Raw genomic sequence first — 21,490 nt, 5'->3', positions numbered from 1 at the left:
CATTGCCGGAAAATGTCCTTTTTTGTTGTAAATCGACGCCTTTTTTCTGATTGTTTTTCATACGATTCGGTTATGACAAAAAAGAGTGCTTCATTTTTTGTCTTCGTGGAGGGGGCGAATGGAACATCGTGGAAATGAGTTTGCGATAGCCGTTGAGGACATTCGCCTGTTCGCGCAGGATGAAGGCGATTTGCTGACGATACTGTGGGTGCTGGAAGGGCAAGCTGAACTGCAAACCGAGGCGGGACAAGTAAGGGTTCCGACAAATGGCCTTGTAGTGATAAACCGCCATCAGCGATGGAGGCTTATCAGCCAGAACGCGAATGTGACTCTGCGTGTCGTTCTATCCGGACGCTGGGTAATCCAGCTGTACAATGATTTTTTTGCCCATGATTATGCGGTTCCGGAGGAGTCAGGCGGGCGCTGGCCGCAGTGTGACGAGCTTCGGCACCTGCTGCGCCAGCTGCTGGTGGTGACGCTCGTCAACGATCCGCATCGCTACCGGCTGGAGGCGAATCGCTGGCTGAGCGAGATCCTGCTGCTGCTGATTGGTCGCTTTCAGCAGCCCGTCCGCCAGAAACCCCGGAACCAGCACGCCAACGTAAGCAAGCGCATCGCCCGTGTACTGGAGCGGATCGACGCCAGCTACACCCGCCGCATTACGTTGGCCGAAATCGCAGAGAGTGAGTTCGTCTCAGAAGCGTGGCTCTCTCGTCTCTTTCGAAAAGAGACGGGAGCCAGTTTTATGCAGTACATCACTGCCCTGCGGCTGGAAAAAGCGGCTGACGCCCTGTGTCTCACCAGCCGCCCTCTGCATCAGATTGCGCTGGAGAACGGATTTGCCAGCACACGTATGATGACCGATAGTTTCCAGCGCTATCACAATATGTCTCCGGGTGAGTTTCGTAAGGCCGGGCGTCATCGTCCCCTTGCGTTCCGCCCGCGCACGACGGTGGATGAACAGCGTTTCCCTGTTGCGGTGGATACGTTATTTAGCCTGCTTAACGACGCTGAGACCCGCGGTTGGGAACCCTCGCCGCTAACCTACTCCCCGTGTCAGGAGCGGATACTGGATGTGCAGCAGCTTTATCCGCTCTCTTCCGCGCTGCGCCGCACGCGGCTGGTCATCACCCTGCGCGAGCTAGACGATTTGCTGCGAGAGGATGTTCGTCGGCATCTGGAGGCGCTACACGAGGCGATCCCGATTGAGGGCATTGATATCGCCGAACCTTTTCTCAGCAGCCGTCTGTTCGCTACGGGATGGGACGATCCCCAAATGGCGGGCTACGCCTGTTGGTATCATCTGCAGCAATTGTTTACCTGGGTGGCGAAAAAAGGCTGGACGGTCCTGCTGCACACGGGGGTCACTACCCGATGCGATCTCCTGACGCGCTTTTTGCAGCTTTCGGTTAACCGATTTTTGCCCGACATTACCGCTGGCTGGCACGTCGTCATGCACTGGTCTCCCCAGGCAAACGCGGAAACCCAGGAGCACGCCTGGCGGGCGCAGCGGGCGGCGCTGAGGGCCTACCTTCCGCAGGCAAAATTGGGGGTGTGGCATCGCTTCTCTCCCGTTGGTAGCGAGCTGAGCGGTGACGCGCTGTTCCGTTCTGACATTCTGGACGAGGCTGATTTCCTCGCATGTCCGGCAGATGCCAACGAGCTGCTCGATCTGGCGCAGCTGGATCCCGCGCATCTTTCCTCTTCTGAAAATTACCCGGTGCTAAAGGTCCGCCAGATCCTCGCCGCCCTTCGCCAGCGGCAGCGGACGCTGCCGGTATGGTTACTCTCATGGAACACTCTTACGGGGAATACGCGGGCGACCAACGGCTGGTTTTTTCGCGGTGCGCTGTTGATGCAGAATCTGCTCGGGCTTTCAGAACAGGTATGGCTGGCGGGATTCTGGCTTAATTCTGGTTTACAGGGGGAAGCGAGGGCGAACAACACCCTCGATACATCAAGCCTTGCGCTTCAATATAATCACGGCCTTCCACGGCCCATCTATTGGGTACTCTGGCTGTGGCAGCGTCTGCGGGGAGAGGTGCTCGTTAACGACAAGAGCGTGCTGCTGCTCCGCCATCAGGGGCGATATCAGCTGCTGTTGCGTAACGTGGTGGTCTTCAATCCTCTGCTCTCCAGCGAGGAGGCCTTTATTCAGCGTTTTCGCCAGCAGTATCATCTTGAGCTACGAGGAATGCGCGGTCACTGGCGCGTTAAGAGCCATTTGTTCGATCGGCACAACGGTGCGCTCTATCCGTTGCTGGAAGGAGTACACAGCGACAGCGGGCCTGATGAGGAGATGTGGCGCTGGATTGCGCACAAAGCGCGCCCAACGCTTTCCTTACGCGATGAACGGCTTTATGACGGCTGGCAAATTACTGAATCGCTGGAAAGTAACGCGCTTGTGCTCTATGAGTTCACGCCGCTAAACGTGCGTGGGGAAGAGGAGAATCACTCCCCGCGATAAATGCAGCCCGCGGTGCAGGTCTCTTTGATCATCACCGCGCTCAGCAGCGGTACCAGCGGCTTCATCTGATCCCAAATCCATTTTGCCAGCACTTCGCTGGTCGGGTTTTCAAGTCCCGGGATCTCATTCAGGTAGTAGTGATCCAGACGATCGTAGGTCGGCTTAAACGCCGCCTTCAGCTCGGCAAAATCCATGATCCAACCGGTATGCGGATCAACTTCACCGGTGATCTCAAGACGCACCATGAACGAATGCCCGTGCAGACGGCCACATTTATGTCCTTCAGGGACATGCGGAAGGTGGTGGGCGGCTTCGAAGGTGAAATCTTTAAACAGTGTGGTGGACATGATCGCTCTCAGTAATGCGGAAAAAACCGCCGCATAGTACCGGAAAGCACAATTTTTAGCATTAACTAAAACGGCTCTGAGCGTCCACCGCCTCGTATTCGGGGTGTTTATCGCTATTTGTTCTTATATTTCAAATAATTATTTAATCGGTTTTATCGCTAAGCATGACAACCAAAACAGGTTAGTCCATTTGGTTATTTATTATTTCCATCCCTTCTTTAATTGTTATTATCCTCGCCGTTAACCTTATCTTCAGTTTGGATTTATTCGCTTAAAGTCCGCTTGGCTACTGGAACATAACGACGCATGACAACACAGGCCCCACCTTCAAATTTGCTTCCCCTGAACCCGGAGCAACTGGCGCGCCTTCAGGCTGCCACCTCTGATTTTTCTCCCACTCAGCTTGCCTGGGTCTCCGGTTATTTCTGGGGAATGCTCAATCAGCAGCCTGGCGCTGTGGCGGGTGCACCGGCTACGGCCGTTGAGATTCCGGCCATTACCCTGATTTCCGCCTCGCAGACGGGCAACGCCCGCCGCGTGGCCGAAGCGCTGCGCGACGACCTGCTGGCCGCTAAACTGAACGTGAACCTGGTCAACGCCGGGGATTATAAATTCAAGCAAATCGCGTCGGAAAAACTGCTGGTGGTGGTCGCCTCTACGCAAGGTGAAGGTGAACCTGCTGAAGAAGCGGTGGCGCTGCATAAGTTCCTGTTCTCGAAAAAAGCGCCGAAGCTGGATGGGACGGCGTTTGCCGTCTTTGGCCTGGGCGATACCTCCTATGAATTCTTCTGCCAGTCCGGCAAAGACTTCGACAGCAGGCTGGCGGAGCTGGGCGCGGAGCGTCTGCTGGACCGCGTTGATGCGGATGTCGAATACCAGACCGCCGCCGCTGAATGGCGCGCCCGCATCGTTGAAGTGCTAAAAGCGCGCGTGCCGAAAGAGACGTCGGCACAGGCCGCGTTCACCGCGACGGGTGCTGTCAACGACATCCACACCAGCCCGTACACCAAAGAGGCGCCGCTGACGGCGAGCCTGTCGGTGAACCAGAAAATTACCGGCCGCGACTCAGAAAAAGACGTGCGTCATATCGAAATCGATTTAGGCGACTCGGGGCTGCGCTATCAGCCTGGCGATGCGCTGGGCGTCTGGTATCAGAACGATCCGGCGCTGGTGAAAGAGCTGGTTGAGCTGCTGTGGCTGAAAGGCGACGAGCCTGTGACCGTTGACGGCAAATCGCTGCCGTTATCCGAGGCGCTGCAGTGGCATTTTGAACTGACGGTGAACACCCCGAATATCGTCGAAAATTATGCCACCTTAACGCGCAGCGAATCCCTGCTGCCGCTGGTGGGCGACAAGGCGAAACTGCAGCATTACGCCGCGACGACGCCGATTGTCGATATGGTGCGTTTCTCTCCGGCTCAGCTGGATGCCGATGCGCTGATCGGCCTGCTGCGTCCGCTAACCCCGCGCCTCTACTCCATCGCCTCTTCGCAGGCCGAAGTGGAGAGTGAAGTGCATGTTACCGTCGGCGTGGTGCGCTACGACATCGAAGGCCGCGCGCGCGCGGGTGGGGCGTCGAGCTTCCTGGCCGATCGCGTGGAAGAAGAGGGCGAAGTGCGCGTTTTTATCGAGCACAACGACAACTTCCGCCTGCCGGCAAACCCGGAAACACCGGTCATCATGATTGGCCCGGGCACCGGCATTGCGCCGTTCCGCGCCTTCATGCAGCAGCGCGCGGCAGACGGCGCGTCGGGTAAGAACTGGCTGTTCTTCGGCAATCCGCACTTTACCGAAGATTTCCTCTACCAGGTTGAGTGGCAGCGCTATGTGAAAGAAGGCGTACTGACCCGCATCGATCTGGCCTGGTCCCGCGACCAGAAAGAAAAAGTATACGTACAAGACAAACTGCGCGAACAGGGCGCAGAGCTGTGGCGCTGGATCAATGACGGTGCCCACATTTATGTCTGCGGCGACGCCAATCGCATGGCGAAAGACGTTGAGCAGGCACTGCTGGAAGTGATTGCCGAATTCGGCGGTATGGATGCCGAAACGGCGGATGAATTTTTAAGTGAGCTGCGCGTTGAGCGCCGTTATCAGCGAGATGTCTACTAATGAGCGAAAAACATCCAGGGCCACTGGTGGTCGAAGGTAAACTGACAGACGCCGAGCGCATGAAGCTGGAAAGCAACTATCTGCGCGGCACCATTGCTGAAGATCTGAATGACGGTCTCACCGGCGGTTTCAAAGGCGACAACTTCCTGCTGATCCGCTTCCACGGCATGTATCAGCAGGACGACCGCGACATCCGTGCCGAGCGTGCCGAGCAGAAGCTGGAGCCGCGTCACGCGATGCTGCTGCGCTGCCGTCTGCCGGGTGGGGTGATTACCACCAAACAGTGGCAGGCGATCGACAAGTTTGCCGGTGAAAACACGATTTATGGCAGCATTCGTCTGACCAACCGTCAGACCTTCCAGTTCCACGGCATTCTGAAGAAGAACGTCAAGCCGGTGCACCAGATGCTGCACTCGGTCGGGCTGGACGCGCTGGCGACCGCCAACGACATGAACCGTAACGTGCTCTGCACCTCGAACCCGTATGAGTCCGAGCTGCACGCCGAAGCCTACGAGTGGGCGAAGAAGATCTCTGAGCACCTGCTGCCGCGTACGCGCGCCTATGCCGAGATTTGGCTCGATCAGGAAAAAGTCGCGACCACCGACGAAGAGCCGATCCTTGGCCAGACCTACCTGCCGCGCAAGTTTAAAACCACGGTAGTGATCCCGCCGCAGAACGATATCGACCTGCACGCCAACGACATGAACTTCGTGGCGATAGCCGAAAACGGCAAGCTGGTGGGCTTTAACCTGCTGGTGGGCGGCGGCCTGTCCATCGAACACGGTAACAAGAAAACCTACGCCCGTACCGCGAGCGAGTTCGGCTTCCTGCCGCTCGAGCATACGCTGGCCGTGGCGGAAGCGGTGGTGACGACCCAGCGCGACTGGGGTAACCGTACCGATCGTAAAAACGCGAAAACCAAATACACCCTGGAGCGCGTGGGCGTGGAGACGTTCAAAGCGGAGGTGGAGCGTCGTGCGGGCATCAAATTTGAGCCGATCCGCCCTTACGAATTCACCGGTCGCGGCGATCGCATTGGCTGGGTAAAAGGCATCGACAATAAATGGCACCTGACGCTGTTTATTGAAAACGGCCGTATTCTGGATTATCCGGGACGTCCGCTGAAAACCGGTCTGCTGGAAATTGCGAAGATCCACAAAGGTGAGTTCCGCATTACCGCTAACCAGAACCTGATTATTGCCGGCGTGCCGGAAAGCCAGAAGGCGAAGATCGAGAAGCTGGCGCGCGAACACGGGTTAATGGATGCGGTTAAGCCGCAGCGTGAAAACTCGATGGCCTGCGTATCGTTCCCGACCTGCCCGCTGGCGATGGCCGAAGCGGAACGTTTCCTGCCGTCGTTTACCGACAAAGTGGAAGCGATTCTGGAAAAACACGGCATTCCGGACGAGCATATTGTTATGCGCGTCACCGGTTGTCCGAACGGCTGCGGTCGCGCGATGCTGGCCGAGCTCGGTCTGGTGGGGAAAGCGCCGGGGCGCTATAACCTGCATCTGGGCGGTAACCGTATCGGCACGCGCATTCCGCGCATGTTCCGCGAGAACATCACCGAGCCGGAAATTCTTGATTCCATCGACGAGCTTGTCGGGCGCTGGGCGAAAGAGCGCGAAGCGGGTGAAGGCTTCGGCGACTTTACGGTGCGTGCGGGCATCATTCGCCCGGTGCTCGATCCCGCAAGGGATTTCTGGGAGTAACCACGAGAGGTAACTATGTCCGAACTCGATCTAAACGCCCTTAATGACCTGCCAAAAGTCGAACGTATTCTGGCGCTGGCAGAAACCAATGCCCACCTTGAAAAGCTGGACGCCGAAGGGCGCGTGGCGTGGGCGCTGGAAAACCTGCCGGGAGAATATGTGCTCTCGTCGAGCTTTGGTATTCAGGCGGCGGTCAGCCTGCATCTGGTGAATCAGATCCGTCCGGACATTCCGGTGATCCTCACCGATACCGGCTACCTGTTCCCGGAAACCTATCAGTTTATTGACGAGCTGACGGACAAGCTCAGGCTGAACCTCAAGGTCTACCGCGCGACGGAAAGCGCGGCCTGGCAGGAGGCGCGCTACGGTAAGCTGTGGGAACAGGGCGTTGAGGGCATTGAGAAATACAATGAGATCAACAAGGTCGAGCCGATGAACCGGGCGCTGAAAGAGCTTAATGCGCAGACGTGGTTTGCGGGCCTGCGCCGCGAGCAGTCCGGCAGCCGGGCAACCTTACCGGTGCTGGCAGTGCAGCGCGGGGTGTTTAAAGTGCTGCCGATTATCGACTGGGATAACCGGACGGTGTACCAGTATCTGCAAAAACACGGGCTGAAGTACCATCCGCTGTGGGATCAGGGCTATCTGTCAGTGGGGGATACCCACACCACGCGTAAGTGGGAACCGGGAATGGCGGAAGAAGAGACGCGATTCTTCGGGCTGAAGCGCGAGTGCGGGTTGCACGAAGGGTGATAACCTTTTTGCCCGGTAAGGCGTAGCCGCCACCGGGCTTAACGGCCTCAGGCTTTCCCCGCTTTCGCCAGCTCCTTCACCAGCGGCAGCATCACCTTCACCACATCACGACTGCGGTGCTCAATCCGCTGCGGCAGCACGCGATCGATGTGCTGCTGATTATCCAGCATCACGTTGTGCCAGCTTGTCCCGTCCGGGAAGGCTTTCGATTTAGCCCGCTGCTGGTAGCCATCTTTTTTGCCCAGCGCCCAGTTTGTCGCTTCCACATACAGCACCGGAATGCCCGCCTTATCAAACACTTCCCCGTCGTTGCAGCAGCCTGTGCCTCGCGGATAATCCGGGTTACCGCCGGGATTGCTGGTGGCATAAACGCCATGGCTGCGGGCAATGGCCAGCGCACGGTCGCGCGTCAGTTTTCGCACGGTACCCGGCGTACTCTGCCCGCTGTTGAAATAGAGCTTGTCGCCGACGATCAGGTTGTCGAGGTTGATCACCAGCAGCGTATTTTTCTTCTCCTCGGCGCTCATGCGTTTAAGGAGATTCTCAGCGCCGAGTTTGCCCTCTTCTTCACCGCTGGTGGCAACAAAACGAATGCCATACTGGGTTGGAATATCTTTCATCCGCTCGGCCAGTTCGAGCATCACGCCCAGGCCTGCAGCGTTGTCGTCCATGCCCTGCAGCGTCAGCCCGCCGAGGTTGTTATCCGTGTCGGCATCGCTCATCGGAGCGTAGGTATCAAGGTGCGCCATAATAATAATTTGCTCTTTTGCGCTTCCTTCGTGGGCCGCAATCACCGTACTGCCGGTCACGTTATGCCAGTTTTTCGTTTTATTTCGCGAGGTATAGACGTAGCGGCTGTGAAACGACCGGATGTCGCTCTGGTAACCCATCTCAGCAAACTGCTGGCGAAGATAGTCCGCGGAGAGCATTTCCGCAGGCGAGCCGGTCATGCGGCCAGGGAAAACGGTGGCAATATGCCGCGCCTGCATATTGGCGATTTCACCATAAGGTTGGTTTTTTGCCTGAGCAGGAAGAATAAAGCAAACGCCGAGCGCCAGGGCAGCAATACGGTGGCGCGTTGCGGAAAACATAGTGAGTCCTTAAAAACAGAGCAAAATAATAACCCGCCTAGTATGAAACTGTGATCGTCCATACACAATTTGAATTGCTCTTAAATGCCCGAAATTTCGCGCGTTAAGCACTTTTTGGTATTAGCATTTTTACGGCGTTATTCCATTGAGTAACTACTCATTCCAATTCGTAATTTCATTCGGTCTAAGCCGCCCCCTATAGTCCCTCTATTCCTCGTTGTTAGTGAGTTGTTGCCTGTGGACTATCTGCCCTTATTTGCTGCGATTAAAGAGAAACCGGTGCTGGTTGTTGGCACGGGTGAAATCGCCGATCGCAAAATCGCGTTTCTGCAGCGCGCAGGGGCCCAGGTGCAGGTCGTTGCAGAGGCGGATTTCGACGAGTCACAAATCGACAGCGTGGTGCTGGTAATTGCGGCGACCGAAGATCGTGAACTGAACCAGCGGATCTCCGACGCCGCGCAGGCCCGTTACCGCCTGGTGAACGTGGTGGACGACCAGCCGTTGTGTTCGTTTATCTTTCCGTCGATCGTTGACCGTTCGCCGCTGCTGGTGGCGATCTCCTCCGGCGGTACCGCACCGGTGCTGGCGCGCGTGCTGCGTGAAAAAATCGAAGCGCTGCTGCCGACCAGCCTCGGGCGCATGGCGGAGAAAGCCAGCTACTGGCGTAACCACCTGAAAACCCGCCTGACCAGCGTGACGGAACGCCGTCGCTTCTGGGAACGCGTGTTTCGCGGCCGCTTCGCCAGCCTGATGCATGCCGGCAATGAAACGGCTGCGCAGAAAATCCTCGAGGATGAACTGGATAACCCCGGCAGCACGGGTGGGGAGATCATCCTGGTGGGCGCGGGGCCTGGCGATGCCGGGCTCCTGACGCTGCGCGGCCTGCAGGTGCTGCAGGACGCGGACGTCGTGTTCTACGACCATCTGGTCACCGACAGCGTGCGCGAACTGATCCGTCGCGACGCGGAGCAAATCTGCGTGGGCAAACGGGCTGGCGAGCACTCGGTGCCGCAGCACGACACCAACCAGATGCTGGTTGACGCAGCCAAAGCGGGCAAAACCGTGGTGCGCCTGAAGGGGGGCGATCCGTTTATCTTTGGCCGCGGCGGCGAAGAGCTGCAGGCGGCAGCCGAAGCGGGCATACCGTTCCAGGTGGTGCCCGGCATTACGGCGGCCTCTGCGGTGACGGCCTACGCCGGTATTCCTCTGACCCATCGCGATTACGCCCAGAGCGTCACCTTTGTGACCGGCCACTACAAGGCGGACAGCACGCCGTTCGACTGGTCGCATCTCGCCCAGAGCCGCCAGACGCTGGCGATATACATGGGCACGATGAAGGCGGCGGACATCAGCGAACAGCTTATTCAGCACGGTCGCGAGGCGACGACGCCCGTTGCCGTCATTTCTCGCGGCACGCGCGTCGATCAGCACGTTGCGACGGGCACGCTGGAACATCTTGCAACCCTGGCGAAAGACGCCCCTATGCCCGCCCTGATCGTGGTGGGTGAAGTGGTGCAGCTGCACAGCACGCTCGCCTGGTTCCAACACACAACCGATACAGAAGGCTTTGGTTCTTCTGTCGTAAATTTGGCTTAAGGAACGGTTATGGACCAAAAACGTCTTACACACCTGCGGCAGCTCGAAGCGGAGAGTATCCATATTATCCGCGAAGTGGCCGCCGAGTTTTCTAACCCGGTGATGATGTACTCCATCGGTAAAGATTCCAGCGTCATGCTGCATCTGGCGCGTAAAGCGTTTTATCCGGGCACGCTGCCGTTCCCGCTGCTGCACGTGGATACCGGCTGGAAATTCCGCGAAATGTACGAGTTCCGCGATCGTACCGCGAAAGCCTACGGCTGCGAGCTGCTGGTGCACAAAAACCCGGAAGGGGTGGCGATGGGCATTAACCCGTTCGTGCACGGCAGCGCCAAACATACCGATATCATGAAGACCGAAGGGCTGAAGCAGGCGCTGAACAAATATGGTTTTGACGCGGCCTTCGGCGGCGCGCGCCGTGACGAAGAGAAATCCCGCGCCAAAGAGCGTATCTACTCCTTCCGCGACCGCTTCCACCGCTGGGACCCAAAAAACCAGCGCCCGGAGCTGTGGCACAACTACAACGGCCAGATCAACAAGGGCGAAAGCATCCGCGTCTTCCCGCTCTCCAACTGGACCGAGCTGGATATCTGGCAGTATATCTATCTGGAAAACATCGAGATCGTTCCGCTGTATCTGGCCGCAGAGCGCCCGGTGCTGGAGCGTGACGGCATGCTGATGATGATCGACGACGATCGCATCGACCTGCAGCCGGGCGAAGTGATTAAAAAACAGATGGTGCGTTTCCGCACCCTTGGCTGCTGGCCGCTGACCGGCGCGGTGGAATCCAGCGCGCAGACGCTGCCGGAGATCATCGAAGAGATGCTGGTGTCGACCACCAGCGAGCGACAGGGCCGCGTGATTGACCGCGACCAGGCAGGCTCCATGGAGCTGAAGAAACGTCAGGGTTATTTCTAAGGAGCCGCCATGAACACCACTATTGCTCAACAAATTGCCAAAGAAGGCGGCGTGGAAGCGTATCTGCACGCGCAACAACACAAAAGCCTGCTGCGTTTTCTGACCTGCGGCAGCGTGGATGACGGGAAAAGTACCCTGATTGGCCGCCTGCTGCACGATACGCGCCAGATTTACGAAGATCAGCTCTCTTCCCTGCATAACGACAGTAAACGTCACGGCACCCAGGGTGAAAAACTCGACCTGGCGCTGCTGGTGGATGGCCTGCAGGCGGAGCGCGAGCAGGGCATCACGATTGACGTGGCCTACCGCTACTTCTCTACCGAGAAGCGCAAATTTATTATCGCCGACACCCCGGGGCACGAACAGTACACCCGCAATATGGCGACCGGCGCGTCGACCTGCGACCTGGCGATCCTGCTGATGGACGCGCGTAAAGGCGTGCTGGATCAGACCCGTCGCCACAGCTTTATCTCGACGCTGCTGGGGATCAAACACCTGGTGGTGGCGGTCAACAAAATGGATCTGGTGAACTTCAGCGAAGAAAAATTCGAGGAGATCCGCCAGAGCTATCTGACCTTTGCTGAACAGCTGCCGGGCAACCTGGATATCCGCTTTGTGCCGCTCTCGGCGCTGGAAGGGGATAACGTCGCGTCCCAAAGCGCGAACATGCCTTGGTACAGCGGCCCGACGCTGCTGGAGGTGCTGGAAACGGTTGAAATTCAGCGCGTGGTCGACACCCAGCCGATGCGCTTCCCGGTGCAGTACGTGAACCGTCCAAATCTCGATTTCCGCGGTTTCTCCGGCACCCTAGCGTCAGGCTCTGTACAGGTTGGCCAGCGCGTCAAGGTGCTGCCATCCGGTGTGGAATCGACCATCGCCCGCATCGTCACCTTTGACGGTGACCTGCAGGACGCGGGGGCCGGTGAAGCCGTAACGCTGGTGCTGAAAGACGAAATTGATATCAGCCGGGGCGATCTTCTGGTAGACGCGCAGGAAACGCTGGCGGCGGTACAGGGCGCGTCCGTGGATGTGGTGTGGATGGCGGAGCAACCGCTGACGCCGGGCCAGAGCTACGACATTAAAATTGCCGGCAAGAAGACCCGCGCCCGCGTGGACGGTATTCAGTTCCAGGTGGACATCAACAATCTGACCCAGCGCGAGGTTACCGAGCTGCCGTTGAACGGTATTGGTCTGGTCGATCTGACCTTCGACGAACCGCTGGTGCTGGATCCGTATCAGCAGAACCCGGTGACGGGCGGGCTTATCTTTATCGACAGGCTGACCAACGTTACCGTCGGGGCCGGTATGGTACGCGAACCGATTAAACAGGCTGCCGTGGCCTCTGAATTCAGCGCCTTTGAGCTGGAACTGAACGCGCTGGTGCGTAAACACTTCCCGCACTGGGGCGCGCGCGATCTGCTGGGAGGCAAGTAATGGCCGCCCATGATGAGAACGTCGTCTGGCATCCTCATCCGGTCACCGTCGCCCAGCGCGAACAGCTCCACGGTCACCGTGGGGTTGTACTCTGGTTTACCGGACTGTCCGGCTCGGGTAAATCGACGGTGGCGGGCGCGCTGGAAGAGGCGCTTTATCAGCAGGGCGTAAGCACCTACCTGCTGGATGGCGACAACGTGCGCCATGGCCTGTGCAGCGATTTAGGGTTCAGCGACGACGACCGCAAAGAGAACATCCGCCGGGTCGGGGAAGTCGCCAGCCTGATGGCCGACGCCGGGCTGGTGGTGCTGACCGCGTTTATCTCTCCGCACCGCGCCGAGCGCCAGATGGTGCGCGAACGCGTCGGCCAGGATCGCTTTATCGAGGTGTTTGTGGATACGCCACTGGAGGTCTGCGAAGCGCGCGACCCGAAAGGGCTGTACAAAAAAGCGCGTGCCGGAGAATTGCGCAACTTCACCGGAATTGACGCGGTATACGAAGCGCCTGAATCGCCTGAAATTCACCTGGAAGGTCAACAATTGGTAACAAATTTAGTAAGCCAATTATTAGACCTGCTCAGACGGGACGATATTATCAGATCCTGAGACGGTATCGTTCGGGAGCTGTCTTCCCGAACGATGAGTCACGGTCACAGGACTAGCTATGCGCAACAGTGAACATTACATCACCACCACCGGGTCGGAGCCGCTTGCGACCGACGACGAAACGACCTGGTCATTTCCTGGGGCCATCATTGGCTTCGTCTCATGGCTGCTGGCGCTGGGTATTCCGTTTCTCATCTACGGCGGCAACACGCTGTTCTTCTTTCTCTACACCTGGCCTTTCTTTCTGGCGCTGATGCCCGTGGCGGTTGTCGTTGGCATTGCGCTGCACTCGTTGCTCAACGGTAAGCTCCTGTACAGCACCGTGGTCACGATTGTGACGGTGGTTCTGATGTTTGGTCTGTTATTTTTGTGGCTCATGGGCTAACTTCAGCCATAATTCAAACCGTAACCAACTGTGTAACGATATTGTGCAGGACGATTCTGCGGAAAAAATGTGGTACATTTGCCCGCGATGTTGCGGCATCTCTATTACCCCGGCGTAGTGCTCTGGGGAAGTCTTGGGATGATGATGCCGTTTTTCAGGGGGCAGGATGGGTAAACTAACGCTGCTGTTGCTGGCTTTGCTAATCTGGCTGCAATATTCGCTGTGGTTCGGTAAGAACGGACTGCACGACTATAGCCGGGTAAGCGATGACGTCGCGGCTCAGCAGGCAACAAACGCCAAACTTAAGGCGCGAAACGATCAACTCTTTGCTGAAATTGATGACCTCAATGGCGGGCAAGAGGCGATTGAGGAACGCGCACGCAATGAACTCAGTATGACTAAGCCGGGCGAAACCTTTTATCGTCTGGTTCCGGATGCGTCTAAACGCAATCAGGGCTCAGCACAAAATAATCGATAATCAGGCCCAGGATTACGACATGGCAGTAACTTTTTCGGACGTATGCGCCGTGGTGCCGGCCGCAGGTTTTGGCCGGCGCATGCAGACAGAATGTCCCAAGCAGTACCTCTCTATTGGCGATAAAACGATCCTCGAGCACGCCGTGGCGGCGCTGCTGGCGCACCCGCGGGTGACGCGGGCGATCATCGCTATCAGCCCGGGTGATGCGCGCTTCGCGCAGCTCCCGCTGGCAAATCATCCACAGATTACCGTTGTCGATGGCGGTGCCGAGCGCGCCGATTCCGTGCTGGCAGGCATTCAGGCTGCCGGAAACGCCCCGTGGGTACTGGTTCATGACGCGGCGCGTCCGTGCCTGCATCAGGACGATCTCGCTCGCCTGCTGTCGCTGAGCGAAACCAGCAAAGTGGGTGGCATTCTGGCCGCCCCCGTGCGCGACACCATGAAGCGCGCCGAGCCGGGCAAACGGGCTATCGCCCACACCGTCGATCGCGTCGATCTATGGCACGCGCTGACGCCGCAATTTTTCCCCCGCGAATTACTCCACGACTGCTTAACGCGCGCGCTTAACGAAGGTGCGACCATTACGGACGAAGCCTCTGCGCTGGAGTACTGCGGTTTCCATCCTGAGCTTGTTGAAGGACGTGCTGATAATATTAAAGTGACGCGTCCGGAAGATTTACAGCTCGCGGAATTTTATCTTACCCGTTCGACCCATCAGGAGAAGGCATAATGCGAATTGGACACGGTTTTGATGTACACGCCTTTGGCGGTGAAGGCCCAATTATCATTGGCGGCGTGCGCATTCCTTATGAAAAAGGGCTGCTGGCGCATTCTGATGGCGACGTGGCGCTGCATGCGCTGACCGACGCGCTGTTGGGCGCTGCCGCGCTGGGTGATATTGGCAAGCTGTTCCCGGACACCGATCCGGCGTTCAAAGGGGCGGACAGCCGCGAACTGCTGCGCGAAGCGTGGCGCCGCATCCAGGCGAAAGGCTATACCATTGGCAACGTCGACGTGACGATTATTGCTCAGGCCCCGAAAATGCTGCCGCACATTCCGCAGATGCGCGTGTTTATTGCGGAAGATCTGGGTTGCCATATGGACGACGTGAACGTCAAAGCGACGACGACCGAGAAGCTGGGCTTTACCGGCCGTGGCGAAGGGATTGCCTGTGAAGCCGTGGCGCTGCTGGTGAAGGCGAGCAAATGACAGACTTCGACAACCTGACATACCTGCACGGTAAGCCGCAGGGGAACGGGGTGCTGAAAGCCAGCCCGGAAGATTTCCTCGTGGTCGAGGATCTGGGCTTTGAGCCGGATGGCGAAGGCGAACATATCCTGGTGCGTATTCTGAAAAATGGCTGCAATACCCGCTTTGTGGCCGACGCGCTGGCAAAATTCCTCAAAATTCATGCCCGCGAAGTGAGCTTTGCCGGGCAGAAAGATAAACACGCCGTCACGGAACAGTGGCTCTGCGCGCGCGTTCCCGGCAATGCGATGCCTGATTTAAGCAAATTTGAGCTTGAGGGCTGTAAGGTACTGGAATATGCCCGCCACAAGCGCAAACTGCGTCTGGGGGTGTTGAAAGGCAACGCCTTTACGCTGGTGCTGCGCGAAGTGACTGACCGAGAAGACGTTGAAAAACGTCTGAACGCCATCAGCGACCGCGGCGTACCGAACTACTTTGGCGCGCAGCGCTTTGGCATCGGCGGCAGCAACCTGCAGGGCGCGCTGCGCTGGGCGCAAAGCGATGCGCCGGTACGTGACAGGAATAAACGCAGTTTTTGGTTGTCGGCAGCCCGCAGCGCGTTGTTTAATCAGATTGTGAGCGAAAGGCTGAAAAAACCGGACGCGAATCAAGTTGTTGTTGGCGATGCGCTACAATTAGCGGGACGCGGAAGCTGGTTTGTGGCAACGGCCGAAGAGATGGCTGATGTGCAGTCGCGCGTGGACGCAAAAGCGCTGATGATTACCGCCGCGTTGCCCGGTACGGGCGACTGGGGAACCCAGGGGGAGGCCCTGGCCGCCGAGCAGTCAGCCGTGGCGGATGCGCCAGAATTGCAGTCCTTGCTGGTGCGGGAAAAAGTCGACGCGGCACGCCGCGCGATGCTGCTCTATCCGCAGCAGTTAAGCTGGAACTGGTGGGATGACGTGACCGTCGAGTTACGCTTCTGGCTGCCGGCAGGCAGCTTTGCCACCAGTGTTGTCAGGGAACTTATCAACACCTCGGGTGATTATGCGAATATTGCTGAGTAACGATGACGGTATCCACGCGCCAGGCATTCAGACCCTGGCGAAACACCTCCGCGAATTTGCGGACGTGCAGGTCGTGGCGCCCGATCGTAACCGCAGTGGAGCGTCTAACTCTTTGACGCTGGAGTCGTCGCTTCGCACCTTTACCTTTGATAATGGCGATATTGCCGTGCAGATGGGAACGCCAACCGACTGCGTTTTTCTGGGCGTGAACGCGCTGATGCGGCCTCGTCCGGATATCGTCGTCTCCGGCATCAACGCCGGGCCTAACCTCGGCGATGACGTGATTTACTCCGGCACCGTGGCGGCCGCAATGGAAGGGCGCCATCTGGGGTTCCCGGCGCTGGCGGTCTCGTTAAATGGCCACACGCACTACGACACCGCTGCCGCGGTAACCTGTTCGATCCTGCGGGCGCTTGGCCGTGAGCCGCTGCGTACCGGGCGCATTCTTAATATCAACGTGCCGGATCTTCCTCTTGATGAAATTAAAGGCATCCGCGTCACCCGTTGCGGGAGCCGACATCCTGCCGATCAGGTGATCCCGCAGCAGGATCCTCGCGGCAACACGCTTTACTGGATTGGCCCTCCCGGCGACAAGTGCGATGCGGGTCCGGATACCGACTTTGCCGCCGTGGATGAAGGCTATGTTTCGGTTACTCCGCTGCACGTAGATTTAACCGCGTATAGCGCGCATGATGTGGTGTCGGGCTGGCTGGATCGCGCAGGAGTGAACGCGCAATGGTAAACAAACGTGTACAAACTCTTCTGGAACAACTCCGCGCGCAGGGGATCCGCGACGAGCACGTGCTCGAAGCGCTCGCCCTGGTTCCGCGTGAAAAATTTGTAGACGAGGCGTTTGAACACAAAGCGTGGGAAAACGTGGCGCTGCCCATCGGACAGGGCCAGACGATTTCGCAGCCTTACATGGTGGCACGCATGACGGAGCTGCTGGAGCTGACGCCCGACTCCCGCGTGCTGGAGATTGGCACCGGGTCGGGGTATCAGACCGCGATCCTGGCGCATCTGGTTCATCATGTATGCTCCGTTGAGCGGATCAAAGGTTTACAGTGGCAGGCGCGTCGTCGCCTGAAACAACTTGATTTACATAATGTTTCGACACGACACGGTGATGGATGGCAGGGTTGGAAGGCGCGCGCCCCGTTTGACGCGATCATCGTGACGGCGGCCCCGCCTGAAATTCCTGCAGCCCTGTTGTCGCAGCTGGATGAGGGGGGCATTCTGGTTCTGCCTGTCGGGGACGAGCAGCAGTTGTTGAAGCGCGTTCGTCGGCGCGGCGGCGAGTTTATTATCGACACCGTGGAAGCCGTGCGCTTTGTGCCTCTGGTGAAGGGGGAGTTGGCCTGAGACTCGGAATTATCCAGGGTTATTAAGGCAAATTCAGCGTATGGTGTGGCGCGAAAGATTCGTGCCATCACGGTAAATTTTAAGTCACTGGTAGTTAACACATTCCTGGGGGATAAATGAGCGCGGGAAGCCCTAAATTCACCATCAGCCGTGTTGCGGCATTATCACTGGTTTCGCTCTGGCTGGCAGGCTGTACAAGTTCAAACAACGCGCCTGCGCCCGTGAGTTCCGTCGGCGGAAACAGCGGCTCCGGTAACACGTCCAGCGGAATGTTAATCACGCCGCCACCTAAAATGGGGACGGCTGCACCGCAGAAAACACCACAAATTCAGCCTGTGCAACATCCTGTTACACAGCCAGTACAGGTTCAGCCAGTTGAACAACCTGTTCAGACCCAAAATGGCCGCATAGTCTATAACCGCCAGTATGGGAACATTCCGAAAGGCAGCTACACCGGTGGCAGCACCTATACCGTGAAACGCGGCGATACGCTGTTCTACATTGCGTGGATCACCGGGAACGATTTCCGTGACCTCGCGCAGCGCAATAACGTCCAGGCCCCATATGGTCTGGAAGTCGGGCAAACGCTCCAGGTGGGCAACGCGACGGGGACGCCGCTTACGCCTGGCAACACCGTTTCAGCGGCCGATGTAACAGCTCAAAATAACAGCGTTAAGCCTGCACAAAAATCCACCACGGTGGTTGCTTCACAACCTGTAATTACGTATTCTGAGGATTCAGGTGATCAGACTGCTAACAAAATGTTGCCGAATAATAAAGGGACTGCGACTGCTGTCACAGCACCGGTTACGGCACCTGTGGTTAGCTCTACTGAACCGACTGCCAGCAGTATGACCTCCAGTTCGCCGATTTCTGCATGGCGCTGGCCGACTGACGGCAAGGTTATCGAGAACTTCTCTTCCTCCGAAGGGGGAAATAAAGGGATCGATATCGCAGGGAGTAAAGGACAGGCTATCATCGCGACCGCAGATGGACGCGTTGTGTATGCCGGTAACGCCCTGCGCGGTTACGGTAATCTTATTATCATCAAACATAACGATGATTACCTGAGTGCCTACGCCCATAACGACACAATGCTGGTCCGGGAACAACAAGAAGTTAAGGCGGGGCAAAAAATCGCTACCATGGGTAGCACCGGAACCAGTTCTACACGCTTGCATTTTGAAATTCGTTACAAGGGGAAATCCGTAAACCCGCTGCAGTACTTGCCGCAGCGATAATTTGACGGGGCATGCCAGCCAGGGTGTCTCGTTCAGGGATCACGGGTAGGAGCCACCTTATGAGTCAGAATACGCTGAAAGTTCATGATTTAAATGAAGACGCGGAATTTGATGAGAACGGAGTAGAGGCTTTTGACGAAAAAGCCTTAGTAGAAGAGGAACCCAGTGATAACGATTTGGCTGAAGAAGAGCTGTTATCGCAGGGTGCCACACAGCGTGTACTGGACGCGACTCAGCTTTACCTTGGGGAGATTGGTTACTCCCCACTGCTAACGGCCGAAGAAGAAGTCTATTTCGCACGTCGTGCTTTGCGTGGTGATGTTGCCTCGCGTCGTCGCATGATTGAAAGTAACCTGCGACTGGTCGTGAAAATTGCCCGCCGTTACGGCAATCGTGGTCTGGCTCTGCTGGATCTGATTGAAGAGGGCAACTTAGGTCTCATCCGCGCAGTTGAGAAGTTTGACCCGGAACGCGGGTTCCGTTTCTCAACCTACGCGACCTGGTGGATTCGTCAGACCATCGAACGGGCTATTATGAACCAGACCCGTACGATCCGCCTGCCGATTCACATCGTCAAAGAGTTGAACGTTTATCTGCGCACCGCGCGCGAGTTGTCCCATAAACTGGACCACGAGCCAAGCGCAGAAGAGATTGCCGAACAACTCGATAAACCGGTTGATGACGTAAGCCGTATGCTGCGTCTCAACGAGCGCATTACCTCCGTTGACACCCCGCTGGGTGGCGACTCCGAAAAAGCGCTGCTGGACATCCTGGCCGATGAAAAAGATAACGGTCCGGAAGACACCACGCAGGACGATGACATGAAACAGAGCATCGTCAAATGGCTGTTCGAACTGAACGCCAAACAGCGTGAAGTGCTGGCACGTCGTTTCGGTTTACTGGGGTATGAAGCTGCGACACTGGAAGACGTCGGCCGCGAAATTGGCCTGACCCGTGAACGTGTTCGTCAGATTCAGGTTGAAGGTCTGCGCCGCCTGCGTGAAATCCTGCAGGGGCAAGGTCTGAACATCGAAGCGCTGTTCCGCGAATAAGCAACCTTTCGTCAAAAAAGGCCCGTCGTGAGACGGGCCTTTTTCTTTTGCGCTACGGCTTAGCCGTTTCGTGCAGCAGACGCCACACTATCCGATCGCCTTCCTGATTAAGCACCGCAGTTGACCAGCGCACGTTGACGGGCAGGTCCGTCCGGGTTTGCGTCTCCCGGTAGTGGAGCACCGCGCCACGATCCCAACGCTGGATCGTGGATAATTCGTCAATGACGATCTTCAGTCCGGGACGGCTTCCACGCTGTTTTTCCAGAAAACTGGCCAGGCCGATATAGTCGATCTGAACACCGCCCGGTGGGATCATCAGAAAATCTGGGCTGAAGCGGGCGAGCAGGGCGTCGGGATCGCCTTCACCTTTGCCTAACCAGTCTTCAAGCGCAATGTGGAGGTCGATAATGTCGTGTTCGAAAGGCGTCATGAATTCTCCTGTCGCAGCTGATTTAGCACCTGCGTATTGTTAAGACGAAAAACGTACGGTACAGGCAGCAAGGTCATGCCTGCAGCAAAAATAAACATCCCGTGCCAGGCGGCGAGTGGTGTCAGCCACGCCTGCGCCAGGTTCAGCACCTGCGCAAGCAGCAGGGCACCGGCAAAAAAACTCAGCTGACGATTGAGATTCCACAGCGCGCTGGCATCCGGCATCTCGTCCCGGCGCGTTGTCAGAAACGCGCTGCTCTGAGCCGTACTGCTGCACAGGCTTCCCCCCGCGCCCATCAGGGCAAACGCGACGGCAGGCAACAGCGTTGACGAGCTGACGTCAATCAAAAGCAGAATACCCGCCGCCTGCAACAGGCAGCCGATGACGATCGGCGGTCGGGGGCCGATACGGTTAAAATAACGTCCCGTCGCCGTGATGGCGAGAAACGATGCCACAGACCACGGCAGCATGAGCATTCCCGTTGCGGCTGGGCTCATGTTCGCCTCGTGCTGAAGATAAAACATGGCCGTGACGTTCACCCCAATAAATATGCCGGGGACGCATAAATAGACAAGCATGGAAAAACGCAAAAGCGGGTCCGCGAGCAAGGGCAGGTTTAGCAATCTGGCCGCGTTCATCGTGGGTTTTTCGTGTTTAAGCCACAGACAGGCCAGAACAAAGGTCACGATAGCCACCGGGAGCGTGGCGAAAAAGATCCATCGCCAGCCCAGCGTCTGAACCAGCACGCCGCCGATAGCCGGGGAGCAGGCCGGGGCAAGCAACGCAACCAGCATCACTACCGAGGAGAGTCGGGCCCGCTCGTGAGGCCTGAACTGTTGCCAGGTCAGCGCCTGTCCGACGGGGATCAGTAAGCCTCCTCCCACGCCCTGAAGCACTCGCCAGGCAATCAGAGTTTCCAGCGTTGCAGACATGCCCGCTGCAGCTGAGGCTGCGCTGAACAGAAAAAGCGAGAGCAGGATGACGCGCTTTGACCCGATGCGGCACGCGAGCACGCTGCTGAACGGGATCGCCAGCGTCAGACCGGCAATATACCCGTTACTGACCCAGGCAAGCGCTGATGGCGTGGCAGTAAAGGCGTGAGCCATTGCCGGAAAGGCGACGCTGGCAATAAACATGTTGATCAAATCAAGAAAAAAGCCCAGCAGATAGACAACGGCAACTTTGCTGCGATACGTCATGGTGGATCCTCCGGTGAGGTGGCGTATCGTATCGGCTCGGGAATCACGGATAAACC

The 21,490-nt window shown here is 57.5% G+C and carries 21 protein-coding genes; 17 read left to right on the top strand and 4 right to left on the bottom strand.

Annotated elements, in window-relative coordinates:
- The first annotated feature begins 118 nt into the window (after positions 1–118).
- Positions 119–2,467, top strand: coding sequence for a helix-turn-helix domain-containing protein (locus ELK40_RS18325; RefSeq protein ID WP_127732162.1), 2,349 nt, complete (start codon positions 119–121; stop codon positions 2,465–2,467).
- Here ELK40_RS18325 and queD read toward each other — a convergent pair.
- On the bottom strand, positions 2,452–2,814 hold the full coding sequence (gene queD / locus ELK40_RS18320) for a 6-carboxytetrahydropterin synthase QueD (RefSeq protein WP_111965448.1): 363 nt from the start codon (positions 2,812–2,814) through the stop codon (positions 2,452–2,454). The genes ELK40_RS18325 and queD overlap by 16 nt on opposite strands.
- A 306-nt stretch (positions 2,815–3,120) precedes the next feature.
- Between queD and cysJ the strand changes: the two genes are divergently transcribed.
- Genes cysJ through cysH form a run of 3 tightly spaced genes read left to right on the top strand, consistent with a single transcriptional unit; the run spans position 3,121 to position 7,388 of the window.
- Positions 3,121–4,926, top strand: a complete 1,806-nt coding sequence (gene cysJ / locus ELK40_RS18315) for an NADPH-dependent assimilatory sulfite reductase flavoprotein subunit (RefSeq protein ID WP_127732160.1) — start codon at positions 3,121–3,123, stop codon at positions 4,924–4,926.
- Positions 4,926–6,638, top strand: coding sequence for an assimilatory sulfite reductase (NADPH) hemoprotein subunit (gene cysI, locus ELK40_RS18310; protein WP_008499617.1), 1,713 nt, complete (start codon positions 4,926–4,928; stop codon positions 6,636–6,638). The genes cysJ and cysI overlap by 1 nt, the downstream gene beginning before the upstream one ends.
- A 15-nt stretch (positions 6,639–6,653) precedes the next feature.
- Complete coding sequence (gene cysH, locus ELK40_RS18305; protein ID WP_023344813.1) at positions 6,654–7,388, top strand: phosphoadenosine phosphosulfate reductase; 735 nt, start codon at positions 6,654–6,656, stop codon at positions 7,386–7,388.
- 47 nt (positions 7,389–7,435) lie between these two features.
- On the opposite strand, the gene ELK40_RS18300 is transcribed toward cysH, so the two are convergent.
- Positions 7,436–8,479 carry an aminopeptidase gene (locus tag ELK40_RS18300; RefSeq protein WP_115876173.1) on the bottom strand — a complete coding sequence of 348 codons (1,044 nt, stop codon included), beginning with the start codon at positions 8,477–8,479 and terminating at the stop codon, positions 7,436–7,438.
- Positions 8,480–8,725: 246 nt separating this feature from the next.
- Between ELK40_RS18300 and cysG the strand changes: the two genes are divergently transcribed.
- The 13 genes from cysG to rpoS all read left to right on the top strand — a co-directional run bounded on the left by cysG (position 8,726) and on the right by rpoS (position 19,805).
- Positions 8,726–10,075 (top strand): siroheme synthase CysG, encoded by a 1,350-nt coding sequence (gene cysG / locus ELK40_RS18295; protein WP_164850660.1) that lies wholly within the window; start codon positions 8,726–8,728, stop codon positions 10,073–10,075.
- A 9-nt stretch (positions 10,076–10,084) separates the two neighbouring features.
- Positions 10,085–10,993: a sulfate adenylyltransferase subunit CysD gene (cysD, locus tag ELK40_RS18290; protein WP_006811770.1), complete on the top strand. Its 909-nt coding sequence runs from the start codon at positions 10,085–10,087 to the stop codon at positions 10,991–10,993.
- A 9-nt stretch (positions 10,994–11,002) separates the two neighbouring features.
- Complete coding sequence (cysN, locus tag ELK40_RS18285; RefSeq protein ID WP_127732156.1) at positions 11,003–12,427, top strand: sulfate adenylyltransferase subunit CysN; 1,425 nt, start codon at positions 11,003–11,005, stop codon at positions 12,425–12,427.
- The gene (gene cysC / locus ELK40_RS18280) at positions 12,427–13,032 is read left to right on the top strand and encodes an adenylyl-sulfate kinase (protein WP_025912398.1); all 606 of its coding nucleotides are present in this window, start codon (positions 12,427–12,429) and stop codon (positions 13,030–13,032) included. The genes cysN and cysC overlap by 1 nt, the downstream gene beginning before the upstream one ends.
- Before the next feature lie 58 nt (positions 13,033–13,090).
- The gene (locus ELK40_RS18275; RefSeq protein WP_008499610.1) at positions 13,091–13,417 is read left to right on the top strand and encodes a DUF3561 family protein; all 327 of its coding nucleotides are present in this window, start codon (positions 13,091–13,093) and stop codon (positions 13,415–13,417) included.
- Between the two features lie 166 nt (positions 13,418–13,583).
- Entirely contained in the window at positions 13,584–13,895 is a 312-nt protein-coding gene (gene ftsB / locus ELK40_RS18265; protein WP_008499609.1) for a cell division protein FtsB, read from the top strand.
- A 19-nt stretch (positions 13,896–13,914) separates the two neighbouring features.
- On the top strand, positions 13,915–14,625 hold the full coding sequence (gene ispD, locus ELK40_RS18260; protein ID WP_127732154.1) for a 2-C-methyl-D-erythritol 4-phosphate cytidylyltransferase: 711 nt from the start codon (positions 13,915–13,917) through the stop codon (positions 14,623–14,625).
- Positions 14,625–15,104: a 2-C-methyl-D-erythritol 2,4-cyclodiphosphate synthase gene (ispF, locus tag ELK40_RS18255; RefSeq protein ID WP_127732152.1), complete on the top strand. Its 480-nt coding sequence runs from the start codon at positions 14,625–14,627 to the stop codon at positions 15,102–15,104. The genes ispD and ispF overlap by 1 nt, the downstream gene beginning before the upstream one ends.
- Positions 15,101–16,150, top strand: coding sequence for a tRNA pseudouridine(13) synthase TruD (truD, locus tag ELK40_RS18250; protein WP_127732150.1), 1,050 nt, complete (start codon positions 15,101–15,103; stop codon positions 16,148–16,150). The genes ispF and truD overlap by 4 nt, the downstream gene beginning before the upstream one ends.
- A complete protein-coding gene (gene surE, locus ELK40_RS18245) occupies positions 16,131–16,892 on the top strand; it encodes a 5'/3'-nucleotidase SurE (protein ID WP_115876168.1) in 762 nt (253 codons plus the stop codon). Before truD ends, surE begins: the two co-directional genes overlap by 20 nt.
- Positions 16,886–17,512, top strand: coding sequence for a protein-L-isoaspartate(D-aspartate) O-methyltransferase (locus ELK40_RS18240; protein ID WP_008499604.1), 627 nt, complete (start codon positions 16,886–16,888; stop codon positions 17,510–17,512). The genes surE and ELK40_RS18240 overlap by 7 nt, the downstream gene beginning before the upstream one ends.
- 116 nt (positions 17,513–17,628) lie before the next feature.
- Positions 17,629–18,753: a murein hydrolase activator NlpD gene (gene nlpD, locus ELK40_RS18235; protein WP_127732148.1), complete on the top strand. Its 1,125-nt coding sequence runs from the start codon at positions 17,629–17,631 to the stop codon at positions 18,751–18,753.
- Between the two features lie 59 nt (positions 18,754–18,812).
- Positions 18,813–19,805 (top strand): RNA polymerase sigma factor RpoS, encoded by a 993-nt coding sequence (gene rpoS / locus ELK40_RS18230; protein WP_008499600.1) that lies wholly within the window; start codon positions 18,813–18,815, stop codon positions 19,803–19,805.
- Between the two features lie 52 nt (positions 19,806–19,857).
- Here rpoS and ELK40_RS18225 read toward each other — a convergent pair whose 3' ends face one another.
- Together ELK40_RS18225 and ELK40_RS18220 are read right to left on the bottom strand one after the other, a co-directional pair.
- Positions 19,858–20,235 (bottom strand): DUF4440 domain-containing protein, encoded by a 378-nt coding sequence (locus ELK40_RS18225; RefSeq protein ID WP_115876167.1) that lies wholly within the window; start codon positions 20,233–20,235, stop codon positions 19,858–19,860.
- Entirely contained in the window at positions 20,232–21,434 is a 1,203-nt protein-coding gene (locus ELK40_RS18220) for an MFS transporter (protein ID WP_127732146.1), read from the bottom strand. Before ELK40_RS18220 ends, ELK40_RS18225 begins: the two co-directional genes overlap by 4 nt.
- Between the last annotated feature and the right edge of the window lie 56 nt (positions 21,435–21,490).

The sequence above is a fragment of the Enterobacter sp. N18-03635 genome (assembly GCF_004006055.1).
Taxonomy (GTDB): Bacteria; Pseudomonadota; Gammaproteobacteria; order Enterobacterales; family Enterobacteriaceae; genus Enterobacter; species Enterobacter vonholyi.
Note: the sequence above shows the minus strand (reverse complement) of the source record. Positions and strands in the feature narration are given on the sequence as shown.

Coding starts and splice junctions, on each gene's coding strand:
- ELK40_RS18325 (WP_127732162.1), top strand. CDS start 119: ATGGAACATCGTGGAAATGAGTTTGCGATAGCCGTTGAGGACATTCGC.
- queD (WP_111965448.1), bottom strand. CDS start 2,814: ATGTCCACCACACTGTTTAAAGATTTCACCTTCGAAGCCGCCCACCAC.
- cysJ (WP_127732160.1), top strand. CDS start 3,121: ATGACAACACAGGCCCCACCTTCAAATTTGCTTCCCCTGAACCCGGAG.
- cysI (WP_008499617.1), top strand. CDS start 4,926: ATGAGCGAAAAACATCCAGGGCCACTGGTGGTCGAAGGTAAACTGACA.
- cysH (WP_023344813.1), top strand. CDS start 6,654: ATGTCCGAACTCGATCTAAACGCCCTTAATGACCTGCCAAAAGTCGAA.
- ELK40_RS18300 (WP_115876173.1), bottom strand. CDS start 8,479: ATGTTTTCCGCAACGCGCCACCGTATTGCTGCCCTGGCGCTCGGCGTT.
- cysD (WP_006811770.1), top strand. CDS start 10,085: ATGGACCAAAAACGTCTTACACACCTGCGGCAGCTCGAAGCGGAGAGT.
- cysN (WP_127732156.1), top strand. CDS start 11,003: ATGAACACCACTATTGCTCAACAAATTGCCAAAGAAGGCGGCGTGGAA.
- cysC (WP_025912398.1), top strand. CDS start 12,427: ATGGCCGCCCATGATGAGAACGTCGTCTGGCATCCTCATCCGGTCACC.
- ELK40_RS18275 (WP_008499610.1), top strand. CDS start 13,091: ATGCGCAACAGTGAACATTACATCACCACCACCGGGTCGGAGCCGCTT.
- ftsB (WP_008499609.1), top strand. CDS start 13,584: ATGGGTAAACTAACGCTGCTGTTGCTGGCTTTGCTAATCTGGCTGCAA.
- ispD (WP_127732154.1), top strand. CDS start 13,915: ATGGCAGTAACTTTTTCGGACGTATGCGCCGTGGTGCCGGCCGCAGGT.
- ispF (WP_127732152.1), top strand. CDS start 14,625: ATGCGAATTGGACACGGTTTTGATGTACACGCCTTTGGCGGTGAAGGC.
- truD (WP_127732150.1), top strand. CDS start 15,101: ATGACAGACTTCGACAACCTGACATACCTGCACGGTAAGCCGCAGGGG.
- surE (WP_115876168.1), top strand. CDS start 16,131: ATGCGAATATTGCTGAGTAACGATGACGGTATCCACGCGCCAGGCATT.
- ELK40_RS18240 (WP_008499604.1), top strand. CDS start 16,886: ATGGTAAACAAACGTGTACAAACTCTTCTGGAACAACTCCGCGCGCAG.
- nlpD (WP_127732148.1), top strand. CDS start 17,629: ATGAGCGCGGGAAGCCCTAAATTCACCATCAGCCGTGTTGCGGCATTA.
- rpoS (WP_008499600.1), top strand. CDS start 18,813: ATGAGTCAGAATACGCTGAAAGTTCATGATTTAAATGAAGACGCGGAA.
- ELK40_RS18225 (WP_115876167.1), bottom strand. CDS start 20,235: ATGACGCCTTTCGAACACGACATTATCGACCTCCACATTGCGCTTGAA.
- ELK40_RS18220 (WP_127732146.1), bottom strand. CDS start 21,434: ATGACGTATCGCAGCAAAGTTGCCGTTGTCTATCTGCTGGGCTTTTTT.